General features: G+C 59.6%; 18 protein-coding genes. 6 read left to right on the top strand and 12 right to left on the bottom strand.

Going from position 1 to position 22,281, the window contains the following annotated elements; genetic code table 11:
* The first annotated feature begins 36 nt into the window (after positions 1-36).
* Positions 37-1,113: a glucose dehydrogenase gene (locus HMPREF2787_RS04135; protein ID WP_246824188.1), complete on the top strand. Its 1,077-nt coding sequence runs from the start codon at positions 37-39 to the stop codon at positions 1,111-1,113.
* Positions 1,114-1,139: 26 nt separating this feature from the next.
* On the opposite strand, the gene gatB is transcribed toward HMPREF2787_RS04135, so the two are convergent.
* Complete coding sequence (gatB, locus tag HMPREF2787_RS04130) at positions 1,140-2,648, bottom strand: Asp-tRNA(Asn)/Glu-tRNA(Gln) amidotransferase subunit GatB (protein ID WP_016422487.1); 1,509 nt, start codon at positions 2,646-2,648, stop codon at positions 1,140-1,142.
* A 53-nt stretch (positions 2,649-2,701) separates the two neighbouring features.
* Between gatB and HMPREF2787_RS04125 the strand changes: the two genes are divergently transcribed.
* Entirely contained in the window at positions 2,702-3,535 is an 834-nt protein-coding gene (locus HMPREF2787_RS04125; RefSeq protein ID WP_070858471.1) for a class I SAM-dependent methyltransferase, read from the top strand.
* Positions 3,536-3,561: 26 nt separating this feature from the next.
* On the opposite strand, the gene HMPREF2787_RS04120 is transcribed toward HMPREF2787_RS04125, so the two are convergent.
* From HMPREF2787_RS04120 to gatC, 7 genes are all read right to left on the bottom strand, one after another.
* The gene (locus HMPREF2787_RS04120) at positions 3,562-5,025 is read right to left on the bottom strand and encodes a YkvI family membrane protein (RefSeq protein WP_070858470.1); all 1,464 of its coding nucleotides are present in this window, start codon (positions 5,023-5,025) and stop codon (positions 3,562-3,564) included.
* A 158-nt stretch (positions 5,026-5,183) separates the two neighbouring features.
* Complete coding sequence (locus HMPREF2787_RS04115) at positions 5,184-6,215, bottom strand: ATP-dependent 6-phosphofructokinase (RefSeq protein WP_005509630.1); 1,032 nt, start codon at positions 6,213-6,215, stop codon at positions 5,184-5,186.
* A gap of 53 nt (positions 6,216-6,268) precedes the next feature.
* Positions 6,269-7,393, bottom strand: a complete 1,125-nt coding sequence (locus HMPREF2787_RS04110; protein ID WP_070858469.1) for an ABC transporter substrate-binding protein — start codon at positions 7,391-7,393, stop codon at positions 6,269-6,271.
* Positions 7,394-7,403: 10 nt separating this feature from the next.
* Positions 7,404-8,204, bottom strand: coding sequence for an ABC transporter ATP-binding protein (locus tag HMPREF2787_RS04105; protein ID WP_070858468.1), 801 nt, complete (start codon positions 8,202-8,204; stop codon positions 7,404-7,406).
* Entirely contained in the window at positions 8,205-9,272 is a 1,068-nt protein-coding gene (locus tag HMPREF2787_RS04100; protein ID WP_371441141.1) for a FecCD family ABC transporter permease, read from the bottom strand.
* 115 nt (positions 9,273-9,387) lie between these two features.
* Positions 9,388-10,902 carry an Asp-tRNA(Asn)/Glu-tRNA(Gln) amidotransferase subunit GatA gene (gene gatA / locus HMPREF2787_RS04095; protein ID WP_070858466.1) on the bottom strand — a complete coding sequence of 505 codons (1,515 nt, stop codon included), beginning with the start codon at positions 10,900-10,902 and terminating at the stop codon, positions 9,388-9,390.
* A 15-nt stretch (positions 10,903-10,917) separates the two neighbouring features.
* Positions 10,918-11,211, bottom strand: coding sequence for an Asp-tRNA(Asn)/Glu-tRNA(Gln) amidotransferase subunit GatC (gene gatC, locus HMPREF2787_RS04090; RefSeq protein ID WP_005509328.1), 294 nt, complete (start codon positions 11,209-11,211; stop codon positions 10,918-10,920).
* Positions 11,212-11,438: 227 nt separating this feature from the next.
* Here gatC and HMPREF2787_RS04085 point away from each other — a divergent pair, with 227 nt between their 5' ends.
* Together HMPREF2787_RS04085 and HMPREF2787_RS04080 are read left to right on the top strand one after the other, a co-directional pair.
* A complete protein-coding gene (locus HMPREF2787_RS04085) occupies positions 11,439-12,104 on the top strand; it encodes an ACT domain-containing protein (protein WP_070858465.1) in 666 nt (221 codons plus the stop codon).
* Between the two features lie 146 nt (positions 12,105-12,250).
* Positions 12,251-14,617 carry a glycogen/starch/alpha-glucan phosphorylase gene (locus HMPREF2787_RS04080; protein WP_070858464.1) on the top strand — a complete coding sequence of 789 codons (2,367 nt, stop codon included), beginning with the start codon at positions 12,251-12,253 and terminating at the stop codon, positions 14,615-14,617.
* 39 nt (positions 14,618-14,656) lie between these two features.
* Here the strand turns inward: HMPREF2787_RS04080 and ligA are convergent, their stop codons facing one another.
* Positions 14,657-16,777: an NAD-dependent DNA ligase LigA gene (ligA, locus tag HMPREF2787_RS04075; protein WP_141763267.1), complete on the bottom strand. Its 2,121-nt coding sequence runs from the start codon at positions 16,775-16,777 to the stop codon at positions 14,657-14,659.
* Positions 16,778-16,873: 96 nt separating this feature from the next.
* Here ligA and HMPREF2787_RS04070 point away from each other — a divergent pair, with 96 nt between their 5' ends.
* Both HMPREF2787_RS04070 and HMPREF2787_RS04065 read left to right on the top strand, forming a co-directional pair.
* The gene (locus HMPREF2787_RS04070) at positions 16,874-17,542 is read left to right on the top strand and encodes a 3'-5' exonuclease (RefSeq protein ID WP_070643878.1); all 669 of its coding nucleotides are present in this window, start codon (positions 16,874-16,876) and stop codon (positions 17,540-17,542) included.
* Between the two features lie 140 nt (positions 17,543-17,682).
* Entirely contained in the window at positions 17,683-18,843 is a 1,161-nt protein-coding gene (locus HMPREF2787_RS04065) for an ATP-binding protein (protein WP_070858463.1), read from the top strand.
* A 5-nt stretch (positions 18,844-18,848) separates the two neighbouring features.
* Here the strand turns inward: HMPREF2787_RS04065 and HMPREF2787_RS04060 are convergent, their stop codons facing one another.
* From HMPREF2787_RS04060 to HMPREF2787_RS04050, 3 genes are all read right to left on the bottom strand, one after another.
* Positions 18,849-19,901: a uroporphyrinogen decarboxylase/cobalamine-independent methonine synthase family protein gene (locus HMPREF2787_RS04060; protein ID WP_070858462.1), complete on the bottom strand. Its 1,053-nt coding sequence runs from the start codon at positions 19,899-19,901 to the stop codon at positions 18,849-18,851.
* Positions 19,898-21,037: a tRNA 2-thiouridine(34) synthase MnmA gene (gene mnmA / locus HMPREF2787_RS04055; RefSeq protein ID WP_070437874.1), complete on the bottom strand. Its 1,140-nt coding sequence runs from the start codon at positions 21,035-21,037 to the stop codon at positions 19,898-19,900. Before mnmA ends, HMPREF2787_RS04060 begins: the two co-directional genes overlap by 4 nt.
* A 63-nt stretch (positions 21,038-21,100) precedes the next feature.
* A complete protein-coding gene (locus HMPREF2787_RS04050) occupies positions 21,101-22,252 on the bottom strand; it encodes a cysteine desulfurase family protein (protein ID WP_070858489.1) in 1,152 nt (383 codons plus the stop codon).
* Between the last annotated feature and the right edge of the window lie 29 nt (positions 22,253-22,281).

Below are 22,281 nucleotides of genomic sequence, written 5' to 3'. Positions count from 1 at the left end.
GCGTGGCCGTGAAACGAGGCTGTATTGTGTATGCCTATGGGATTCCACCTCGTCCACACCAGCAGTGCACAGGCTCGCGCTCGCGGGCGGCGTCGTCGTGCTGCGCTCGCCGCTGGTGTCATCGGGATGGTCTCTCTTTCCGGCTGCATGAGTGCCTCGAACGCGCTTGAGTTGCCGTTTACGGAAGACAAGTCAGAGCCGACGGGCATTGCCATGCCAAAGTTTTCCTCCCCTGATTTGCCCTCTACCCCGGTACCGACCACGGAAAGCAAAGCCAAAGACAAAGGCCCCTGTGACCTCGACGATGTCACTCTCGCCGCCTGCCTACCGCTTACCACCGCGCTAGCTGCAATCGGCCCTGGGGAGGCTCTCGTCGCCACCGATGACGGTGCGCTCACCGTTGTCGCACCGGGTAAGACACCGCGTGAGGTCGCACGGCTCGGCGCCCCTGCAAAACAGTTGCTGCCCAGTCCCTCGGTTGAAGAGGACCGCCAGGTCTTTGTTTTGCGTGACGACGACACCATCGCGCGCGTCACCCTCGTGGAGGGCGGCACCGCTGATGTGCGCGAACTTCCGGATCTCAGCGAGCCGGGCATTCTCGGTATCTATTTTGACCGAACTTCGGGCGCCCTGTCCCCGCGCAAATTGCTCGTGGGGGATCCAGGCATCGAGTTTCAGCAGTTCTGCCATGGTCCTGACCGAATGCCGCCGTTGGCAACCGCCATTCTCGACGGCACCCCACAGCTGGTTCAGCTCACCGGCCCTGTGATTAGCCCCCTCGGCGGTGTGGACCTGAACGATTCCATCGGTGGATGCGCAGTGATGGGTGACCGCGTGGTCATTGCCATCCCAGACGCGCAGAAGGTCATCTCCATGCCGGTGGGGCCACAGTACAGTGGGCCCGACGCGGCGTGGGAAGTCAAGGGTTCCCCTGAGGTGCTTGTCGACGGCGACTTCGGCCACATCTCGCATGTAGCAGCTGTCGCAGCGAATCAGGGTATTGAAGTTTGGGGTGCTACTACGAACAAAACCGCCGGGGCACAACCGTCGGAGTCCGACGAGCGCGTCGTCAGACTGCCGAGCGATGGTGCCGCCGGCGGTTCCCCGGATTAACTTTCGGGGAGGCTAGCTCGGTGTTGCTAGCTCAGCTTCTTCGCGATCAGCTGGTTGACCTGAGCCGGGTCTGCCTTGCCGCGGGTGGCCTTCATGACCTGGCCCACGATGGCACCGACAACCTTCTTGTTGCCGGCACGGTACTTCTCCACGATGTCCGGATTAGCAGCCAGTGCATCGTCGACGGCCTTCTCAATAGCACCGTCGTCGCGAACGACCTCCAGGCCACGGGCAGCAACGACCTCATCAACATCGCCCTCGCCTGCGAGCACGCCGTCGACGGCCTTACGGGCCAGCTTGTTGGTGAGCTTGCCCTCTTCAATCAGAGCAATCACGCGGGCGACCTGTGCCGGAGTAATTGCGAGCTCAGCCAGCTCCACGCCTGCCTCGTTGGCCTTCTGAGCGAGGTAAGCGACCCACCAGGAACGAGCCTCAGCCGGGCCGGCACCAGCCTCAACGGTGTCGACAATCAGGTCGAGTGCGCCGGCGTTAACCAGGTCGCGCATTTCCTCGTCCTTCAGACCCCACTCTTCCTGGATGCGAGCGCGGCGAACCCACGGCAGCTCCGGCAGAGTTGCGCGGATTTCCTCCACCCACTCACGCGGAGCGATAACCGGTGGCAAATCCGGGTCGTTGAAGTAGCGGTAGTCCGACTGCGACTCCTTCGGGCGGCCCTTAGAAGTCGTACCGTCGGTCTCCTGGTAGTGGCGGGTTTCCTGAACGATCTCCTCGCCATTGGTAATCGCAGCAGCCTGGCGCTGCATCTCGTAGCGAACAGCCTGTTCAACCGACTTCAGGGAGTTGATGTTCTTAGTCTCGGTACGAGTACCGAACTCCTCCTGGCCAATTGGGCGCAGGGAAACGTTGGAGTCCACACGCATCGAGCCCTGGTCCATGCGGGCATCGGAGACACCGAGGGACTTCACCAGGTCACGCAGTGCAGAAACGTACGCACGAGCAACCTCTGGGGCTCGCTCCCCTGCACCGAGAATCGGCTTAGTCACAATCTCGATCAGCGGAATACCTGCGCGGTTGCAGTCCACCAGCGAACGCGTGGCGCCGTGAATACGACCATCGGCACCGCCCAGGTGCGTCAGCTTGCCGGTGTCTTCTTCCATGTGAGCGCGCTCGATTTCGACACGGAACTCCGTGCCGTCGTCAAGCTGAACGTCAAGATATCCGTCGTAGGCGATTGGCTCGTCGTACTGCGAAATCTGGTAGTTCTTCGGCTGGTCCGGGTAGAAGTAATTCTTGCGCGCGAAGCGGGAGGACTCAGCAATCTCGCAGTTCAGCGCGAGGCCAATCTTGATAGCCCACTCAACGCCCTGACGGTTAACCACGGGCAGCGCGCCCGGCAGGCCGAGGCTGCAGGGATCGACGTTGCTATTCGGCTCGGCACCAAAGTGCGCCGAGGAGGAGGAGAACATCTTGGTATTCGTCGAGAGCTCGACGTGAACCTCCATGCCCATTACCGGGTCAAAACGTTCGAGGACCTCATCAAAGTCCATCAAGTCATCAGCGTATGCAGCGGTCATGTTTGTAGAGTCTACTAGCGATGGCCCCGCGTGCGTGCCCTAGGGTATAAGTCGTGCCCGGAGTTAACGAACACCCACCGATTCCACCGACGTCAGCACGCGATACGCCAACGTTCCGCGATGCCGCTGACCGCCACCGCGCAGGCGCTACTTTCGACGACGACCTGCAGGAAAGCGCCGACGGCGCCTCGGGCTACCACCGCGTGCGCCCCGGATATCCTCCAACCGTCATCGAAGCGCTTACCCGCCTTGCACCGCGCCCACAGGTAGTCGCCGATATCGGCGCCGGCACTGGAAAGCTCACCGCCTCGCTTGCCGACGTCTACCGCGATGCCACCCTGCTGGCACTCGATCCCTCCACCGCGATGCGGCAAGCACTGATGCACAATGTGCCAGCGGCGGAATGCCTGGAAGGTACTGCGGAGCGCACGGGACTGGAGTCCGACAGCGTCGATGTAGCAACATGTGCGCAGACCTGGCACTGGGTGGACACGGCAGCTGCAAGTAGAGAATTTGCGCGGGTTTTACGCACCGATGGTGTGGCTATGTTGGTGTGGAACACCTTGGATGTCTCCGTACCGTGGGTGCATCGGCTCAGCCGCATCATGCACGCCGGTGACGTGTTGCGCCCCGGCTTCTACCCTGAAGTTGGTCCGGAGTTGGAGTTAGTCGATGAGGTACGCCTGGTGTGGGAGCAGACACTGACCATCGAGGACATCGTGTTGCTGGCACGGACCCGTTCCTATTGGCTTCGTTCCAAGCCCGCCACACGCGCCAAAGTGGAGGCGAACTTGCGCTGGTATCTCCACGAGCACTTGGGGCACACATACGAAGAAGGCATCGCCCTTCCCTACCGGTGCGATGCCTTCTATTTTCGAGCTGCCTAGATTTTCGAGCTGCCCAGTCGCGCTAGTTAGTTTTCTTTCTTCGGCTTAGGATGAGCCACGCGCTTGAATGCGTTCTTAGTCTGACCGGCAAGCTTCTTCGGCGCAGTGGCTGTGGTCTCGCCTGGGAAGGAGTCCTTCGCGGTCTCGCGAGGGTTTTCTTCATCGGAAGCTTCTTCAATTTCGGAGAGCTTTTCCAGGCGCTCATTATCCTTTTCTACGATGCGCTCGGCGTCATCCTCAGTGAAGTTCACGTTATCGTCGCTGACCAGTTCCTCGACGATGTCATCGCGAACGCTTTCCTGAAGGTCGACGTTGGAAATGTTGGAGTTAGCCAAAGCGCGATCGAGCTTCTTCTGATCGGCGGTGGTGAACTTCTTGTTCGGGTGCATCTTTCGGCGTGCGAGCTTACGGATACGACCGCGACGCTTCGACTCCTCCATCAGCTTGTTACGGCCAGTCAGGTACGCACCACACAGAACAACGATGAGAGCGATACCGACATACCCAAGGGCCGGATAGATGGAGCCAACCAGAGCCTTGAAACCGAAGAAGCTCAATCCAAAACCGACCAGTACGGTCACGATAAACACCAAACGGAAGCGGTGCGGGGTATTGCGCGTGAGACGGCGACCCAGCGCGTAAAACATGCCGATGGCGGTGTTGAAAATCATGGCGTAGATGATGATTGCCATCACGGTACCCAGAACTGGGTGGATTTCATTGACGATTGCCAGGGTCGGCATATCTTCGTGGCCAACGTCCTTGACCTTGAAGAAGAGGGCAAAGGTCACCAGCGTCAGCAGACCTGCGTAGATAGTGCCGCCCATGAGACCACCGATGCCAGCTTCACGCGGGTTCAGGTAGCTACCGCCAATGACGATTGACATCGAAACGGCCACCATCACACAGAAACCGACATAGTTCAGGGCAGAAATAGACCAGTGTGGCAGCGATGTCGACAGTTCAGTGGTGTACTGCGCGGCCTCCGACATCGAGGTATCGGTGGTGAACAAAGTGTAGATACCGGCCCCAAGCAGGAACACGATAATGAATGGAGTGATCATGCCAATCACGCGGCTGACCTTGTCGGCATCCAGCATGCCTACACCCAAAGTCAGTGCCACCATGATAACGGCGCCGATCCACACCTCAAGTCCAAATTGCTGATTCAGGTTCGCACCGGCACCGGCGAACATGACAAAGCCGGTACAGAACAGCGTGATCATCACGGCGATATCCAGAATCTTCGAAACCCAATTGCGGGTGATTACGTCGAAGACCTCGGAGTGCTCGTCAGCCTGCAAATAGCTGGCAATTGACAGTACTGCCAGACCACTGGCAATCATCACGACGGAGGCAAGTACCACGCCCCACAGTCCGTTAGTGCCAAATGCCACGAAGTACTGCATCATTTCCTGGCCGGAGGCAAATCCGGCACCAACAGTTAGGCCGACAAAGGCCATTGCAATTGTTGTGGCTCTTTTCCACATAGCGAGAAAATCCTAAATATGTTTCTATTTTTCAAAAAACTGGAACCTTATAAAACATACTGCCCGGGCTGGTGATTGACACACCAACCCGGGCAGTACGCCTATTTTGTTATGAAGATGTTCCTAAATGTTTAGCAACTCGTGCTTAACCGACGCGTTTAACCAAACAGTGCAGCAGCTGCGCGGTAACGCCCCTCAGGTACAACCTTCAACTCTGAGACCGCATCATCGATGTCGATACGCTGAATGTCCTCGCCGTGGAGAGCAACAATCTTGCCGAAATCGCCCTCGTGGACCGCACGGGTCGCGTGGATACCGTAGCGGGTAGCCAGTACGCGGTCGTACGCAGTAGGCGTACCGCCACGCTGAATGTGGCCAAGCACCGTGGTGCGCACGTCGTACCCGGTGCGCTTCTTAATCTCCGCACCAATAACCTGACCAATGCCGTTGAAGGTTTGGTGGCCGAACTGGTCGACACCGCCCTCTTCGTAATCCATGGTGCCCGGCTTCGGGGTGGCGCCCTCGGCGACGACGATGATGCCGTACTTCTCACCCATCTGGAAACGGCGTTCCATCGACTTCACAATCTCATTGATGTCGAATGGCTTTTCCGGAATGACAATGTGGTGAGCACCACCGGCCATACCCGCATGCAATGCAATCCAGCCCACGTGTCGGCCCATGACCTCAACAATCATGACGCGCTGGTGGGACTCCGCGGTGGTGTGCAAACGGTCAACCGCGTCGGTGGCAACGGCCACTGCAGTGTCGAAACCGAAGGTGTAGTCCGTACCGTTGACATCATTATCAATGGTCTTCGGAACACCGACGACCGGCACCCCGTTGTCCGAAAGCCACTTGCCGGCCTTCAGCGTGCCTTCGCCACCGATGGGAATCAGGGCATCGATGCCCGCATCAGCGAGGTTTTCCTTGATGCGGTCGAGGTTGGACATGAGGATGTCCGGGTGCACGCGGCCGGTGCCCAGCATCGTGCCGCCACGCAGCAGCATGCGGTCAATCCGCTCGTCGTCGTAAAGCTGAACCCTACGGTCTTCCATAAGACCAATCCAACCGTCCTCAAAGCCGACGACGGTTGAGCCGTACTCGCTCGAGCTAGTACGGACAATTGCACGGATAACGGCATTCAGACCGGGACAATCTCCACCGGAGGTAAGGGTCGCAATTCGCATGATGCCCACCTTAGTCGCGTTAGTCAGTTCGTGCTTGACAGCCTTGGTCAAAACTACTTCTGCAGGTATTCCTGCCCCGGCAGCTCAGATGGCAGCTCCATTTTCGTTGTCACCTCCGACGTCGGCATTAGACCATATTCTTCGAGTGCCTTGCGCACGTACTCTGCGGCATCGATATTCAGCGGAGACTCCGTCCACAATGCAATCGGCAGGTTAATGAAGCGATTTTCCTTGACCGCCTCTAGATTCTTCGTGGCTGGGTTAGTGCGCAGAACCTTGATTTTCTCTTCAAAGGTCTGACCTGGGTAATCCACAAGCGCGATGAAGTCTGGATTCATCTCCGCGACATGCTCCCAGGAGGTCGTAGTCCAGGTGTCCTTAATAGACTCGGCTGCATTCGTCGCGCCGGCCTTTTCCAGGATGCCCTGAGGTGCGCCAAAGGATCCCGAGGTAAACGGCGCTTCACCGGCAGAGTCAAAGAGGAAGCCCACCGGCTTCTTGTCGCCCTTCGGCGCGGCATCCAAGGCTTGCAGACGGTTATCTATATCTGCAATAACCCTGTCGCCCTCACCGTCGTGTCCGGTCAAGGTAGCGATGTTCTTCAAATCGATCTTGACGGCTTCCCACGGATCCACCAGCCCACGAGTGTGCCCCGGGTCGCCACTGCTACCCTGGTCTGTCTTGCCTTCCGCACTGCTCCGGCAGGACTCCGTCAGGGTGTAGGCACCGATACCGTGCTCGGAAAGCGATTCCGGGGTAATACCCTTATCCTCGCTAAATCCATAGCCCCAGCCCGCCAGCATCAGATCCGGCTCGGCCGCAATAACCTGCTCCAAATTCGGGTATTCCTTCGCAACTTCTGGCTTTTGCGCAATTTCATCGCCGTAAGCTGCGGTCAACACCGGCAAGTGCGAGGCCATAGAGCTCACTGCCGTGATCTCGTCCGCAGCCCCCACAGCTAGCGCCAGCGAGGCGACGTTGCCGTCGTTGATGAGCAACTTTTTAGCTACACCCGGGTAGCTGACTTCTTCACCGCAGTTGGTGAGGGTTAAGCCTGACGACGAAGCCTGCGTTCCCTCATCAGAGCCACAGGCGGCGGCTCCGAATGCCAGAGCAGCCACAGCGATACCAGCTGCTGAGGCACGCAGGGGACGTCGGAAAGCATGTGCGTTATTCAAGGGAGTACTCCTAGTTGATGGTGGCAGCATCCAGCTCGCTATCGATTGCGAGATGGCGGCGGCCAGAGGGAGAATTGAGCTGACAGGATTCGACCTGAAAGATTTTGGCGACGAAGTCGCGGGTCAGCACGTCTACGGGGATGCCGTCGGCCACGATACCGCCGTCTGCGACGACGATGACACGGTCGAAGTGGTTCATCACCAGGTCCAAGTCGTGGATCGCGGCGATGACACACGCTCCGCTGGAACGGGCCAGCCGGAGGACGGATTGTTGATGGCGCACGTCGAGGTGGTTGGTGGGCTCGTCGAGAAGCATAATTGGCGAGTCCTGGGCGATGGCGCGCGCCAAACATACGCGACGACGTTGCCCACCCGAGAGCTGCCCACACAGGCGTTGTGCAACCGTTTCCAGGCCTACGAGCGCCAGCGCACGGTCGACATGAGAATTGTCCTCGGCAGTGTTGCCACCAAAAAGGCGTTGGTAGGGCAAGCGGCCGAGGGAGACAAAGTCGCGCACGCGCATTTCGGCGGGTGGGACCTCGTTCTGCGCGACAAAGGCGAGATCGCGGGCGCGGTGCTTCGAACTGATTGAGCTCATCGATATGCCGTTAATCTCGACCTCGCCCGCGGCCGGTTCCGCAATTCCACCGAGCGCACGCAGCAACGTGGATTTGCCCGCGCCGTTAACACCGATGATGGCGGTCATGGGTTCCGCGCCGAAGCTGAGGTTGACTCCGCTGACGATGATGCGTCCGGCGATGTCACAGCGCACATCTTTAGCGGAGAGTACAGATTTTTGTGGGGCGCTCATTTATTCGGCACCTCCGTAGCTGTAGTGCGAGCGGCTCATGAGGTAGAGGAAGAGCGGTGCGCCAACCAATCCCGTGACTACGCCCAGCGGCATTTCCTGGCTTCCGCCCACTACGCGCGCGATGATGTCCACCCAGATGAGAAACAGTCCACCCATGAGTGCAGCAACCGGTAGGACAACGCGGTGGGTGGCGCCTACCAGGATGCGGGTCAAGTGCGGAATCACCAGGCCGACAAACCCGATGCCACCCGAGACCGCCACGAGCGTGCCGACGAGAACAGCCTGGAGCACAAATACCTGCGTGCGTAGCCGAGAAACGTCAATCCCCACAGCAGCTGCAGTGCTCTCACCAGTTGCCAGCGCATCCAGATGACGGGCTTTGACCAGGAAAAACAACATTACTGCGATAAGGACGATGAGCGGGAAAAGCGTCTTCACCCAGGTCGCACCGGCAACAGAGCCCAGCATCCAAAACATCACAGACTGCGCGGCCCTAGGGTCTGGCCCGGCGAAGACCATGAAGCTACTCAGCGCGGAAAACGCAGCGGAAAGCACAACCCCAGAGAGCACCAAGCGCAGCGGAGTCAGTCCACCGCCTGCAGTGGCGAAAGCACCGACTGCGAGGGTGGCCATGACTGCACCGAGGAGTGCGCCGAATGTCAGCGGCGCAATGGGGCTTCCAGAGAAAGCACCAAAGATGATCACCGCGGTCGCACCGGCGCCGGCACCCGCGGAAATGCCCAGTAGATACGGGTCTGCCAACGGGTTACGGACCAATGTCTGCATAGCCACACCGGAGACAGCTAGCCCCGCCCCTACAATCGCTGCGAGAACTCCCCGGGGAGCGCGGAGGTTCCAGATGATGGTGTCCGAACTGGCGGGCACAAATCCATCGAGCTCGGTGCCGAAGAGGTGATGCGAAATGACCTGTGTCGTGGTGGACCAGGTGATATCCGCCGAGCCGAAGACCACCGCAGCGACCAGACTGGCCGCAATGGCTATGACAATGACCAGCCCATAAATCCACGGCATATACCGCGGTGGGTTTTTAATTCTGACTCTCTCCATGTTTGCGTTCCTGCGCATGTATGAAATTTCCCCCGACACGACAACAACCGCCGCTCTCCCACTTCAGTGAGAAAACGACGGTTGAAGAAAACCGACTAACGCTTATTGGTCGATATTATGCAATCGGGCCACGAACCTTTTCGTAGGCAGCGCCGACCTTGTACAGCCGATCATCACCGTGGCGCGGAGCCATAATCTGCAGGCCCACCGGCAGGCCGGTGTCTTCAGCCAGGCCCGACGGCACGGACATACCACACATGCCGGCGAGGTTGAGCGGCAGAGTGCACAGGTCGAACATGTACATGCTCAGCGGGTCGTCAACCTTCTCGCCCAACTTGAACGCAGTGGTCGGAGTCGTCGGCGAGATCAAGACATCCACCTGCTCGAAGGCACGCTCGAAGTCCTGCTGAATCAGGGTACGGACGCGCTGTGCCTGGATGTAGTAAGCGTCGTAGTAACCGACCGATAGCGCGTAGGTACCGATGATGATGCGTCGCTTAACCTCATCGCCGAAACCAGCGGCACGGGTCATAGCCATGACCTCATCGGCGGAGTGCGTGCCGTCATCACCAACACGCTGGCCGTAACGCATGCCGTCGAAACGAGCCAGGTTGGAGCTGACCTCGCACGGCAGAATCAGGTAGTACGCGCTCAGTGCGTGGTCGAAGTTCGGGCAATCGACCTCGACAACCTCCGCACCAGCTTCCTTAAGCTTGTCGACGGCCTCGTGGAAGCTGTCCAGTACGCCGGCCTGGTAACCCTCGGTGCGGTCGAACTGCTTGACGATGCCGACCTTAACCCCCGTGAGGTCACCGGTAGCTCCTTCCTTGGCAGCAGCAACCACATCGGCAATCGGCTGCTCCGTGGAGGTCGAGTCGTTCTCGTCGTGACCAGCAATGATTTCGTGCAGCAGCGCGGTGTCCAGAACGGTACGCGCGGTCGGGCCACCCTGGTCCAACGAGGAGGCACAAGCGACCAGGCCGTAGCGGGATACCGTGCCATAGGTCGGCTTCACACCAACCGTTGCGGTCAGAGCTGCTGGCTGACGAATCGAACCACCGGTGTCAGTACCGATAGCCAGCGGAGCCATACCGGAGGCCAGCGCCGCGGAAGAGCCACCACCGGAACCGCCTGCGGTGCGCTCGACATCCCACGGGTTGTGGGTCGGACCGTAAGCGGAGTTCTCAGTCGACGAGCCCATGGCGAACTCATCCATATTGGTCTTACCCAGGATTGGGATGCCAGCTGCGCGCAGCTTGGCAGTAACCGTTGCGTCGTAAGGGCTCATGTAGCCCTCGAGCATCTTGGAAGCGCAGGTGGTCGGCGCATCGGTGGTAGTGAAGACATCCTTCAGCGCCAGCGGAACACCGGCCAGCGCAGAGGCCGGCTCCTCGCCAGCATCCAGCGACTCATCGACCTTGCGAGCTGCATCCAGGGCCTCTTCGGCACCGACGTGCAGGAATGCGTGAATGTCCTCATCAATTGCTGCGATACGGTCGAGGAACGCCTGAGTGACCTCTACCGAGGTCAGCTCACGAGCGTGAATCTTCTGTGCGAGCTCAAAAGCGCTCAGCCCCAGAATCGGGTCCTCAGCAACAGCGGCATGCAGGTTCGGGTTAGCTGCAGTCATTTCTTCCACGTACTCCTACTCGCCGAGAATCTGGGGAACTTCAAAGCGCTGGCGGTCCTGCGACGGCGCCTGGTCCAGCGCCTGCTCCGCAGTCAGCGTCGGCTTGACGACGTCCTCGCGCATCACACCGGATAGCGAAGAGGGGTGACTCATCGGTTCAACATCATCCGCAGCCACCTTTTGAACGGCCTGGACGTGGTTAATAATGCCGTCGATCTGACCGGCGAACTCGTCGAGTTCCGCGTCAGTCAGAGCCAGACGGGACAATCGCGCTAGGTGGGCGACCTCATCGCGTGAGATAGCTGGCACGCTAGTACCCCTTTCATTTCTTCGTACGAAGCTAGTGCACAGAAGTTTAGTTGAAACTGATTTTGAACCGCGCGAGCGGGCTGTACTTGCCAACAGTAGTCGTTGTCGCCAAGCACTTGTCCGCAGGGTCTTACATTTCAAAGGTTTACCCTGTAGCCTAAATCACTACTTCTATAGTTACACCGCAAGCATCACTCTCAATTATTCGAAAGGTTGTGCACACAGCCATGAGTTACCTCCTTCGCATCCAGCTTCCCGACGAACCAGGCGCACTTGGCTACGTCGCGGCTGCCCTGGGCGAAGTAGAAGGTGATATTCGCAGTGTCGATGTCGTGGCTCACGGAGCCGATGGCGTTGTTGTCGACGACATCGTGGTTGACCTGCCCATGGGCCTGCTACCGGACACACTGATTACGGCGGCTCAGTCCATTAGTGGAGTGGAGGTCGATTCAATTAGGCCTTTCTCCGGCTCGGTTGACCGTCGCGGACAGATTGCGCTGTTGGCTAAGTTCTCCCAGCACACAAAAAACTTGGATCGCGCCCTCGGAGATGTCGTCGACGGCCTGCCTCAGACTATGACTGCAGGCTGGGCTATTGTCCTCGGCGAACAGAGCGACGGTCAGTGGGTGCGACGCGCTTCCTCTACCGCTGCTCCAGAGGATAACGGCCGGTCCCTGCCGGAAGCCCCGATTGACTCGCCGCGAAACCTGGATCCGGACGAGGAAACGTGGCTGCCGGAAGACTGGACGGTTATGGACTCCTCCATTGCCGCAACTCCTATGGGCAAGGGGCTCGTTCTCGTCATTGGTCGACCCGGTGGGCCGGACTTCCTGCCGACTGAGGTTGAGCACTTGGGACGTATTGGCACGATTGTCGGCGCGATCATCGACTAGCAGCGGCTAATGGGCTGCCCCCTCTGAGGGATGCCCCCCCCTTCTGCTCGAAGCTCTTACCCTATGGCTCCTCCCCTATGGAGCGCAGTGATTCACGCTTAGCGGTAAAGTCTGGAAACGATACCAGTGATTAAGGAGCTTCTTTGATGTCGAACTTGAGTGACCTCGTCGGATCCCACATTCGTGCCGAGTCCGGCCGTGTCCCCCAGTCGTCCACTGAGATGGAATTCTGGTCCGGTCTGTCACGGGTTGTTGTCGATGCCCTAGCGGACAACTGGCAGCGCACCATGGAGGCATACGCTGCTACCCGTCAGCAGCACTACTTCTCCGCCGAGTTCCTCATGGGTCGCGCCCTGCTGAACAACCTGCTCAATGCAGGTCTGGTGGATGAGGCCTCTGCTGCCGTGGAAAAGTACGGCAAGAATCTGACAGACGTGCTCGAGGCCGAGCACGATGCCGCTCTCGGTAACGGTGGACTGGGTCGTCTGGCCGCCTGCTTCTTGGATTCCTGTGCCACGCAGAATCTGCCGGTGACCGGTTATGGCATCCTCTACCGCTACGGTCTGTTCAAGCAGACCTTCGAAGATGGCTTCCAGGATGAGCACCCGGATCCGTGGATGGAAGAGGGCTACCCCTTCGTCATTCGTCGCGAGGAACTGTCCAAGATTGTCACCTTCGATGACTTGGTGGTGCGCGCTGTTCCATATGACATGCCAATTACCGGCTACGGCACCGATAACGTCGGCACGCTGCGCCTGTGGCACTCAGAGCCGATGCGTGAGTTCGACTACGACGCCTTCAACTCGCAGCGCTTCACCGACGCCATTGTCGAGCGTGAACGCGTCCATGACCTGTGCCGCGTGCTCTACCCGAATGACTCGACCTATGACGGCAAGGTCCTGCGTGTCCGCCAGCAGTACTTCTTCGTCTCCGCTTCGCTGCAGACGATGATCGATTCTTACATCGAGAATCACGGCGAGGACCTGCGCGATTTCCACAAGTACAACTCCATTCAGCTCAATGACACCCACCCGGTGCTCGCTATCCCAGAGCTGATGCGTCTGCTCCTGGATGAGCACGATATGAGCTGGGACGACGCCTGGAACGTCGTGTCCAACACCTTCGCCTACACCAACCACACCGTTCTGGCAGAAGCGTTGGAGACCTGGGAATACTCCATTTTTGACCGTCTCTTCGGCCGCGTTCTGGAAATCACCCGCGAGATCGACCGCCGCTTCCGCGAAGACCTCGCGGAGCGCGGCTTCGACCAGGGCAAGATTGACTACATGGCGCCGATTTCTCATGGTCGCATCCACATGGCGTGGATCGCCTGCTACGCCGCGTACTCCATCAACGGTGTTGCTGCCCTGCACACGGAGATCATTAAGCGCGAAACGTTGAAGGACTGGCACGATATCTGGCCGGAGCGCTTCAACAACAAGACCAACGGAGTCACCCCGCGCCGCTGGCTCAACCAGTGCAACCCGCGCCTGTCGGCACTGCTGACTCGCCTGTCGGGTTCGGACGCCTGGGTCACTGACCTGGACAAGCTCGCTGAGCTCGAAAAGTTTGCTGACGACGAGGCCGTGTTGCGTGAGATTCTCGAGATCAAGCACGAGAACAAGAAGGACTTCGCCACCTGGCTGGAGCACCGCCAGGGTATTTCGGTGAACCCGGACGCCATCTTCGATACCCAGATTAAGCGTCTGCACGAGTACAAGCGCCAGCTTCTCAACGCGCTCTACATCCTGGATCTCTACTACCGCATCAAGGAAGACCCAACGCTGGACGTGCCACCGCGCGTGTTCATCTTCGGTGCCAAGGCCGCCCCAGGCTACGTTCGCGCGAAGGCCATCATTAAGTTCATCAACGCTATCGCGGACAAGGTCAACAACGATCCGGACATGGACGGCCGCCTGCAGGTCGCTTTCGTTGAGAATTACAACGTCACCCCGGCAGAGCACATCATCCCTGCTACCGACGTCTCCGAGCAGATTTCCACTGCCGGTAAGGAGGCTTCGGGTACCTCGAACATGAAGTTCATGATGAACGGCGCACTGACGCTGGGCACCATGGACGGCGCAAACGTCGAAATCGTCGACGCCGCCGGCGAAGAGAACGCCTACATCTTCGGTGCGCTGGAAGAGGAACTGCCGGAGCTGCGCCGCACCTACAGCCCGCGTGGCACTTACGAAACGGTGCCGGGGCTCAAGCGCGCTGTCGATTCGCTTGTCGACGGAACTTTTTCTGACGGTGGCAGCGGAATGTTCCACGACCTGCACTTCTCGCTGCTGGAGTCCAACGGGTACGAGCCGGCCGATGTTTACTACGTCCTCGGCGACTTCGCTGACTACCGCGAGACCCGCGACCGCATGGCGGAAGACTACCGCGACGAGCTGGCATGGGCCAAGAAGTGCTTCCTGAACATCATCCGTTCGGGCCGCTTCTCCTCCGACCGCACCATCCGCGATTACGCCAATGAGGTCTGGAAGCTGGAAGAGACCAAGATTTAGGCCCCGGCTGGGCCAAATCCTGGCTGGGCCAAGCCCCAGCTAGGCCTGCCCAGTTTCCAGCAACCGCTTGAACCCATCCTCGTCGAGGATGGGCAAGCCCAGCTCCTCGGCCTTTGTGGCCTTGGAACCGGCGTTTTCGCCAACCACCACGTAGTCGGTCTTCTTCGACACCGACCCTGCGGCCTTACCGCCACGGGAGATAATGGCTTCCTTCGCGCTGTCGCGAGTGAAGTCCTCCAAAGAGCCGGTGACTACCACGGTCAATCCCTCTAGCACCTGATCTGGACGATCGGCGACCTCATCGGCCATACGCACACCGGCAGCTTCCCAGCGCTCGACAACCTCGCGGTGCCAGTCCACCTCGAACCAGTCAGCCACGGAATCGCCGATGATCTCGCCAATGCCATCGATGGCCGAAATCTCCTCGCGGCTCGCAGCGCGCAGCGCCTCCATCGAGCCGAACTTCTGTGCCAAGGTCCGCGCCACTGTTGGACCCACATGACGAATGGACAGGCTGACCAATACGCGCCACAGCTCTTTATCCTTAGCTGCCTCGATATTGGCCAACAGCTTCTTACCATTGGCATTCAGCGTTTTCCGCGAAGCCGTAGTGTAGACCTCAGTGCCGAGCAAATCTTCCTCGGTGAGGTCGAAGAGGCGGGACTCGTCGTCAAGCACGCCGCGATGAATCAAATCGGCAGCGCCCCTCTCCCCCAAGTTTTCGATATCAAACCCGGAGCGGGAGGCGAGGAATTCAATTCGACGACGCAGCTGACCTGGGCAGTAGCGGGTATTGGGGCAACGCCAATCGGCATCGCTGTCCTTTGCCGGAGCCAAACGAGTACCGCACTCGGGGCAGAGAGTCGGGTAAATGTACTTTCGCTCGCTACCATCTCGGAGATCGGCCACGGGGCCGAGTACCTCTGGAATCACGTCACCGGCCTTGCGGATAGTCACACGGTCCCCGATGAGCACACCCTTTCGGTGCACTTCAGAAGGGTTGTGTAGCGTCGCCATTTCGACAGTTGACCCGGCCACGAAGACCGGCTTCATCACGGCGTATGGCGTCGCACGACCAGTTCGGCCGATGGAAACTCGAATATCCAGCAGGTCCGTGGTGACCTCTTCTGGCGGATACTTGTAGGCAATCGCCCAGCGCGGTGCCCGCGAGGTCGCGCCCAACGCGCGCTGCTCGGAAAGGGAGTCAACCTTGACCACAAGCCCGTCCATCTCGTGGATGGCATCGTGACGGTGCTCGCCCCAGTACTGCATCTGCTTGACGACGTCATCCGCGGAATGAACCTGCTTTGTATACGGCGACACGTGGAAACCCCACTCGTCCAAGGCACGATAGGCCTCGTGCTGAGACTGTGGACGCCAGCCCTCGATATGACCAATTCCATGACAAATCATGGACAAGCGACGCTTCGCCACTTCTGCAACATCCTTCTGTCGCAGGGAACCGGCGGCGACGTTACGGGGGTTGGCAAACGGCTTCTGGCCTGCGTCGACGCGATCAGCATTGATGCGTTCGAACTCCTCCAACGAGATAAAGACCTCACCACGCACCTCGAGCACGTCGGGAATGTTCTCGCCACTGATTTCATGCGGAATATCTTCGATAGTGCGCGCATTGGCGGTGACGTTCTCCCCCACGCGGCCGTCTCCGCGGGTGGCCGCCCGGACAAGGCGGCCATTCTCATAGACCAGGTCGATAGACAGGCCATCGATTTTCAGCTCGGTCAGATACGTGCTGGCCGGGGTGCGGGCCAGCCAGCCGCGCAACTCCTGCTCATCGAAAACATTGTCCAAGCTGTAAAGGCGTTCGAGGTGCTCAACAGGCTCGAACACTTCCCCGTCGGCAGGCGTGTCGACCTGTGCGCCGACCTGCTGGGTGGGACTGTCCGGCACCACCAGATCGGGCCACTGCTCCTCTAACCGCTGCAGTTGACGGAACATCTCGTCGTACTCAGCATCGGAGATAACCGGCTGCGCGGTGTAGTACAGCGCAGCGTTTTCACGAATGCGAGTTGCTAGATCTTGCCACTTCTCCCGGACGTCCGCCGGCGCCGGCTCGGAGGCGGGGGCGCTGGAAAACGAAGACAAATCGGAGGTTGACAGGTCGGAGTTCTCATCGGTCGAGGAAGTCACGTCGCTCATTCTATGTCATTGCCCGGATGCGCCGGGGGACACGGAAATTCTCTTGACCTTGTTCCTGCCCCTCAGCGAATCCGCACTCTCCGCTACAGTTGAGACATGCATAATTTCGATCCGCGACGCATGCTCGCGTTTGATCTGGAGACTACCGGCACGGATCCTCGCACCTGCAAGATTGTCACTTCCGCACTGGTCCGGCTGACTGAGCAGGGCAAAGATTCCACCATCATGCTCGCTAATCCCGGTGTCGAAATTCCGCAAGCTGCGTCTGATGTGCATGGCATCACCACTGAAAAAGCTCGCGCGGAGGGGCGCCCGCACGATGAAGTGCTAGCGGATACCATTGCCGGCCTTCGAGCTGCCTGGCGCGATGGTCTGACCGTAGTGGCCTATAACGCGGCTTATGATCTGACGGTACTGCGCTCGCAGGATTCCAGTTTTACCGTTGACGGGCTCGTGGTCGATCCCTTTGTGCTGGACCACTACTTTGATCCGGAACGTCGTGAAAAACGCACATTGACTGATGTCTCCCGCCATTATCAGGTGCGCCTGGACGGGGCACATGATGCCACCGAAGATGCCCTGGCTGCCGCGCGTATCGCATGGGTGATGGCGCGCCACTACCGGGAGCTAACCGAAAAATCGGGAGAAGAGCTGATGGAGCTGCAGGCCGTCGCGTACTACCAGTACAAGAAGAACCTGCAGCAGTACCTGACCGAAAAGGGTAAGGATACGTCGGACTTCACCTTCGGGTGGCCGATGGACTGAGCAGCGCCCCCCCTCACCCTCCCTTGCCCTCCCAATATCCAGAGTTTTGTGATTATCCAACGGAAATCGAATATCCAAAATTCGGCGGAATATCCAAGTTATCCAAGCCGATGTGGATTATCCATTGCTATGATTGATGCGTGACCACTCGCAGCGACAAGGCCATCTCCATCCCACGCAATCCTTTCCACCCCACATTCGGCCGATCCCCGGCCATCATCGGTGGGCGCGATGTCGAGCTGGACTCGTTTGAGCTGGCTCTGGCGGAAGGCCCCGGTAATCCCTGGCGAACCGCGCTAATTTCCGGTACCCGCGGAATCGGCAAGACGGTACTTCTCAACGAGTTTGAAACCGCAGCAAAGCAACTGGGATGGATTGTGCTGCGTGCTCACATCGGCTCTGAAATGATTTCTGAACTCACCGATGTCACCATTCCGCGCGCTTTCAGTGCCATTGACAGTGCACCGACGGGCAAGGGCCGTCACCTCACCGGCCTGTCCATCGCCGGCATTGGCGGGTTTAAGACGGAAGTCAGCACTTCTCAGCCCGAGCCCGGCAGGAATCTGCTCAGCCAACTTCAGGATCTCTCGGCTCTCCTCATGCCGCAGGAATCCGGCATCTTGCTCACTCTCGACGAGGTGCAAAGTGCAGACCCGGCACAGCTCAACGAAATTGCCCATGCAATCCAGGACCTCAATCGCGACGATGCGGAGATTGCCTTTGTCGCAGCCGGGCTGCCCAGCGGTATCGAGGACTTGCTCCAGCTAGAGGGCGCAACATTCTTACGCCGTGCCGAGCGCGTGTCTCTGGGCCGATTGGACTTGGAGACCACCAAGGACATCATTCGCAGAACTGCAGAACTCGGCGAACGCGCGATGACCGAGGATGCCGTCGAGCTGGCCGCTGAACTCAGCCACGGCTACCCGTATCTCATACAGACCATTGGCTCAGTCGCTTGGGCTAAGGCCAGGTTGGCCCACTCGGACACCATTACCGCTCAGCATGTCTCGGATGCCGCAGCGGAATCCATCCGCCGCATCGGGCTGCAAGTTCATGCGCCCAGCCTGCGGAAAGTGCCACCTCGCCAGATTGATTTTCTCAAAGCGATGGCGCGCCTCTCCCCCAATGGAAAGCCCGTGGCCACGAGCGCCATCGCAGAGACCATGGGACGCAAACTCTCTGGCATCTCACAGCTTCGCCATGACCTGATTTACCGCGAGTTGATTGTGTCAGCGTCGACGGGATACGTGGAATTCACACTTCCCTACTTCGCCGACTACCTCAATACGCTGGTGGAATAAGGTCGCTATTCGTCGCGAGCCAAGTCACCGGCTGCCCGACGAAGAAGTTCCGTGGCATTACGGCCTGCGCCGAGTTGCGCCTGTGCTTCTTCATTGGAGCTGGCAGCAAAGCCGCCCATCGGCGCCAGATTCAAGCTCTCAGCAATCTGTAGGCGCGAATAGCCCAGCTCATCCCAGAACAGCGCTGCTTGCTCAGCGAGTGCTCGAGCCGGTGTCGCCACCGGGACGCCCGTGTGCTCTTCTCGCTCCGTGACCGTCACTGGCACAATACCCAGCTCCAGGGACATATCGGCACCGACCACGGCAGCCGCAAAATCCAGTTGCTGCGTGGTTGTCAGTTCTTTGCGAGGTAGCCACACTCCGGCCGCACCGGAATCCGCCAAGGCCTGAACAGCCAGGCCATCGGGGCTCGACAGCGCGATGGTCACTTCGATGTCGTCGTCACGCAGCGGCCCCGTGACCTCGAGGAAGATCTCCGCAATCTCGCGGTGCCCCTGGGCGGGGAGATAGCCCGCGTTGCCCATCAGCATGGACGGGGCCTTGATTTTGCCCTGTGCGACTGCGCCGAGTGCGGGTTCTGCCAGAAGTACCTCGATGTCGCTGTCGAAACGCCGACGGACATCGGCGATGTGGGAAGCCAATCCCGCGGCCAGCGACTGCGCGAAGTACTTCACGGCGCCGCGGTCAACGGCGATGAGATGGCCTGCGGCATTTTCCACCGAAGTTGCCATCGTCCATGGACCGAGAGCGGTCAGGCGAATCTTCTGCGGGGTGCGTCCCCACGCTTCCTCGCACGCGTCGATGTCGCGGTGGAGATAATCAGTGGCCAAGGCACTCGCGCGACCACGACGGTCGGCGACTTTCCAGGAGCGCGCTCCCCTGTCGACGACGAGGTCAGCCATGAGGGCAGCCGTGCGACCGACGGCATCGGCGCCGAACCCACGGGCGGGCAACGTCGGTAGCGTGAGGTGACCTTCCAGGCATTCGCCAATGACAATCTCTGCCGCCTCGTGTAGATTGCGGCCCGGCATCGGGCCAATGCCGACAAAGGAGGTCACGACAAGTCCTCTTCACGGGCGGTCGAGACAATCGTGCCGGAGCCCAGCACGTAGTCGCCCGCAGTGTCAGTGTGGTACAAAACAGCGGCCTGGCCAGGAGCGACACCACGGAGCGGATCGCTCAGGCGCAGCCGGAAGGCGCCACCGCGTCCGGTGATGTCATCGTCAGGTCCTGCCAGCACTTCAATGCGGCAGTCGATGGGGCGACCGTGCGCACGCACCTGCACCTGCAGCTTGCCGGCCTCCGAGGCAGCGAGTACCTCATCCGGGTTGGCCAGCCAGATGGCACGGTCGGCCTCGAGCACGTTGACATTCAAGTCCGCAGCCGTGCCGATTGTCACCGTGCCGGTCTCTGCATCAATGCCGGTGACATAGCGCGGCTTGCCATCCGGCATCGGCCCCGCCAGGCCAATCCCCTTGCGCTGACCAATGGTGAAACCGTAGACACCGTCGTGCTCAGCGACGGTGTCGCCAGTTTCCTTATCCACAATGGTGCCCGGGCGACGGCCAATCTTCGCGCCCAGGAACGCCTTGGTATTGCCATCCGGGATGAAGCATATGTCGTAAGAGTCCGGCTTGTTGGCAGTGCCTAGTCCCATCCCGCGGGCTTCTTCACGAATCTCTGGCTTCTCGGTGTTTCCTACCGGGAACATCGAGCGCTGCAGCTGCTCGCGATCCAGCACGCCCAGGACATAGGACTGGTCCTTCTTCGCATCGCGGCCGCGGCGCAACAGGCCGTCGTCGCCAAGCAAAGCGTAGTGCCCCGTGACCACAGCGTCGAAGCCGAGCGCGATGCCGCGCTCTAGTAGAGCGGCGAACTTGATGCGTTCATTGCAGCGCAGGCATGGGTTCGGCGTCTCGCCGCGCTCGTAGGAGTCGTAGAAGTCATCCATGACCTCTTCCTTGAAGCGCTCGGAGAAATCCCAGACGTAGAAAGGAATGCCCAGCTCATCGCAGACGCGGCGGGCATCGCCGGAGTCCTCTAGCGAACAGCAGCCGCGGGATCCGGCGCGAACGGACTGCGGATCTTTCGACAGCGCCAAGTGCACGCCGACGACCTCGTGACCTGCGGCCAATGCACGCGCCGCAGCCACGGAAGAATCCACACCACCGCTCATTGCTGCAAGAACTCGCATTGCGTTGCAACCTTTCCCCTCTAGATTTTGTGCACGTGTCACCGTACCACCACGGGGCAAAAACTAAGCCATGCCAGCACGCCGCGCCCGCTCGACCGTTTCCGGCAGCGCCGAAATGACGGCGTCGACATCCGCCTGCGTCGAGGTGTACCCCAGCGTAAAACGAATCGACGATCGCGCTTCCGGCTCCGAAACGCCCATCGCCATCAGCACGTGCGAGGGACGGTTAACGCCCGCGCTACATGCCGATCCCGTAGAGCAGTCAATTCCCGCCGCATCGAACAGCATGATCAAACTATCGGCCTCCGCGCCCGGGAAGCTAGCGTAGACGTGCCCCGGCAAAGCGAGCTCGCTAGTGTGGATAATCGCACCGTCGATGTGCACGATTGCCCTGATGAGCTGCTGCGTCAGACCGCGGATTCGCTCATTGTCCGCCGCCATCGCGTCCACCGCCGCGCGCAGTCCTGCCGCCATGCCCGCCGCCGACGCCACGTCCTGCGTGCCCGAACGCAGTCCGCGTTCCTGCCCGCCGCCGTTGTTATGCGGGGTAAGTTTCGCTTCACGACGAACAAGCAGCGCCCCAATCCCACGGGGACCGCCGAACTTGTGCGCGGAGATGGCCATTGTAGTGGCGCCACTTGCGTGGAAATCAATTGGCAGATGTCCGGCTGCCTGCACAGCATCGATATGCAAAGGCACGCGAGCCTCCTTCGCCCGCTTGGCAATCTCCTCCACCGGCTGGATGGTGCCGGTCTCATTGTTCGCCCACATGCACGTCACCAGCGCGGTGTTCTGCCGACTAATCTCCGGGAACTGCACCATGTCAACGCGACCATCAGCACCTACAGGAGCCTCAACAATCTTGGCCCAGTGTTCCTTTTCCAGATGGTGGCATGTCTTCAACACTGCATCGTGCTCGATTGGTGGAACCACAATGTCCGAGCCAGAGGCCTTGAAGTACAGGCCTGAAATCGCTAGATTGTCGGCCTCAGTTCCACCGGAAGTAAAAACTACCTCGATGGGATCGGCACCAAGCAGCTCTGCAATTTCTTCTCGGGACTCTTCCAGAACCTTTTTCGCAATGCGCGCGGTGGCGTACTGCCCCGAGGGGTTGGCCAGACCTAGGTTCTCAACCATTGCCGTGCGCGCTTCTGGGCGTAATGGTGTAGTCGCGGCATGATCCACAAAGTGACGGGTCTTCGCAGCAGACTTCATTTCACTCTTCTCGTCCGGAGCGGCAACGA

Source organism: Corynebacterium sp. HMSC061H03 (genome assembly GCF_001838215.1).
Taxonomy (GTDB): Bacteria; Actinomycetota; Actinomycetes; order Mycobacteriales; family Mycobacteriaceae; genus Corynebacterium; species Corynebacterium jeikeium_D.
Note: the sequence above shows the minus strand (reverse complement) of the source record. Positions and strands in the feature narration are given on the sequence as shown.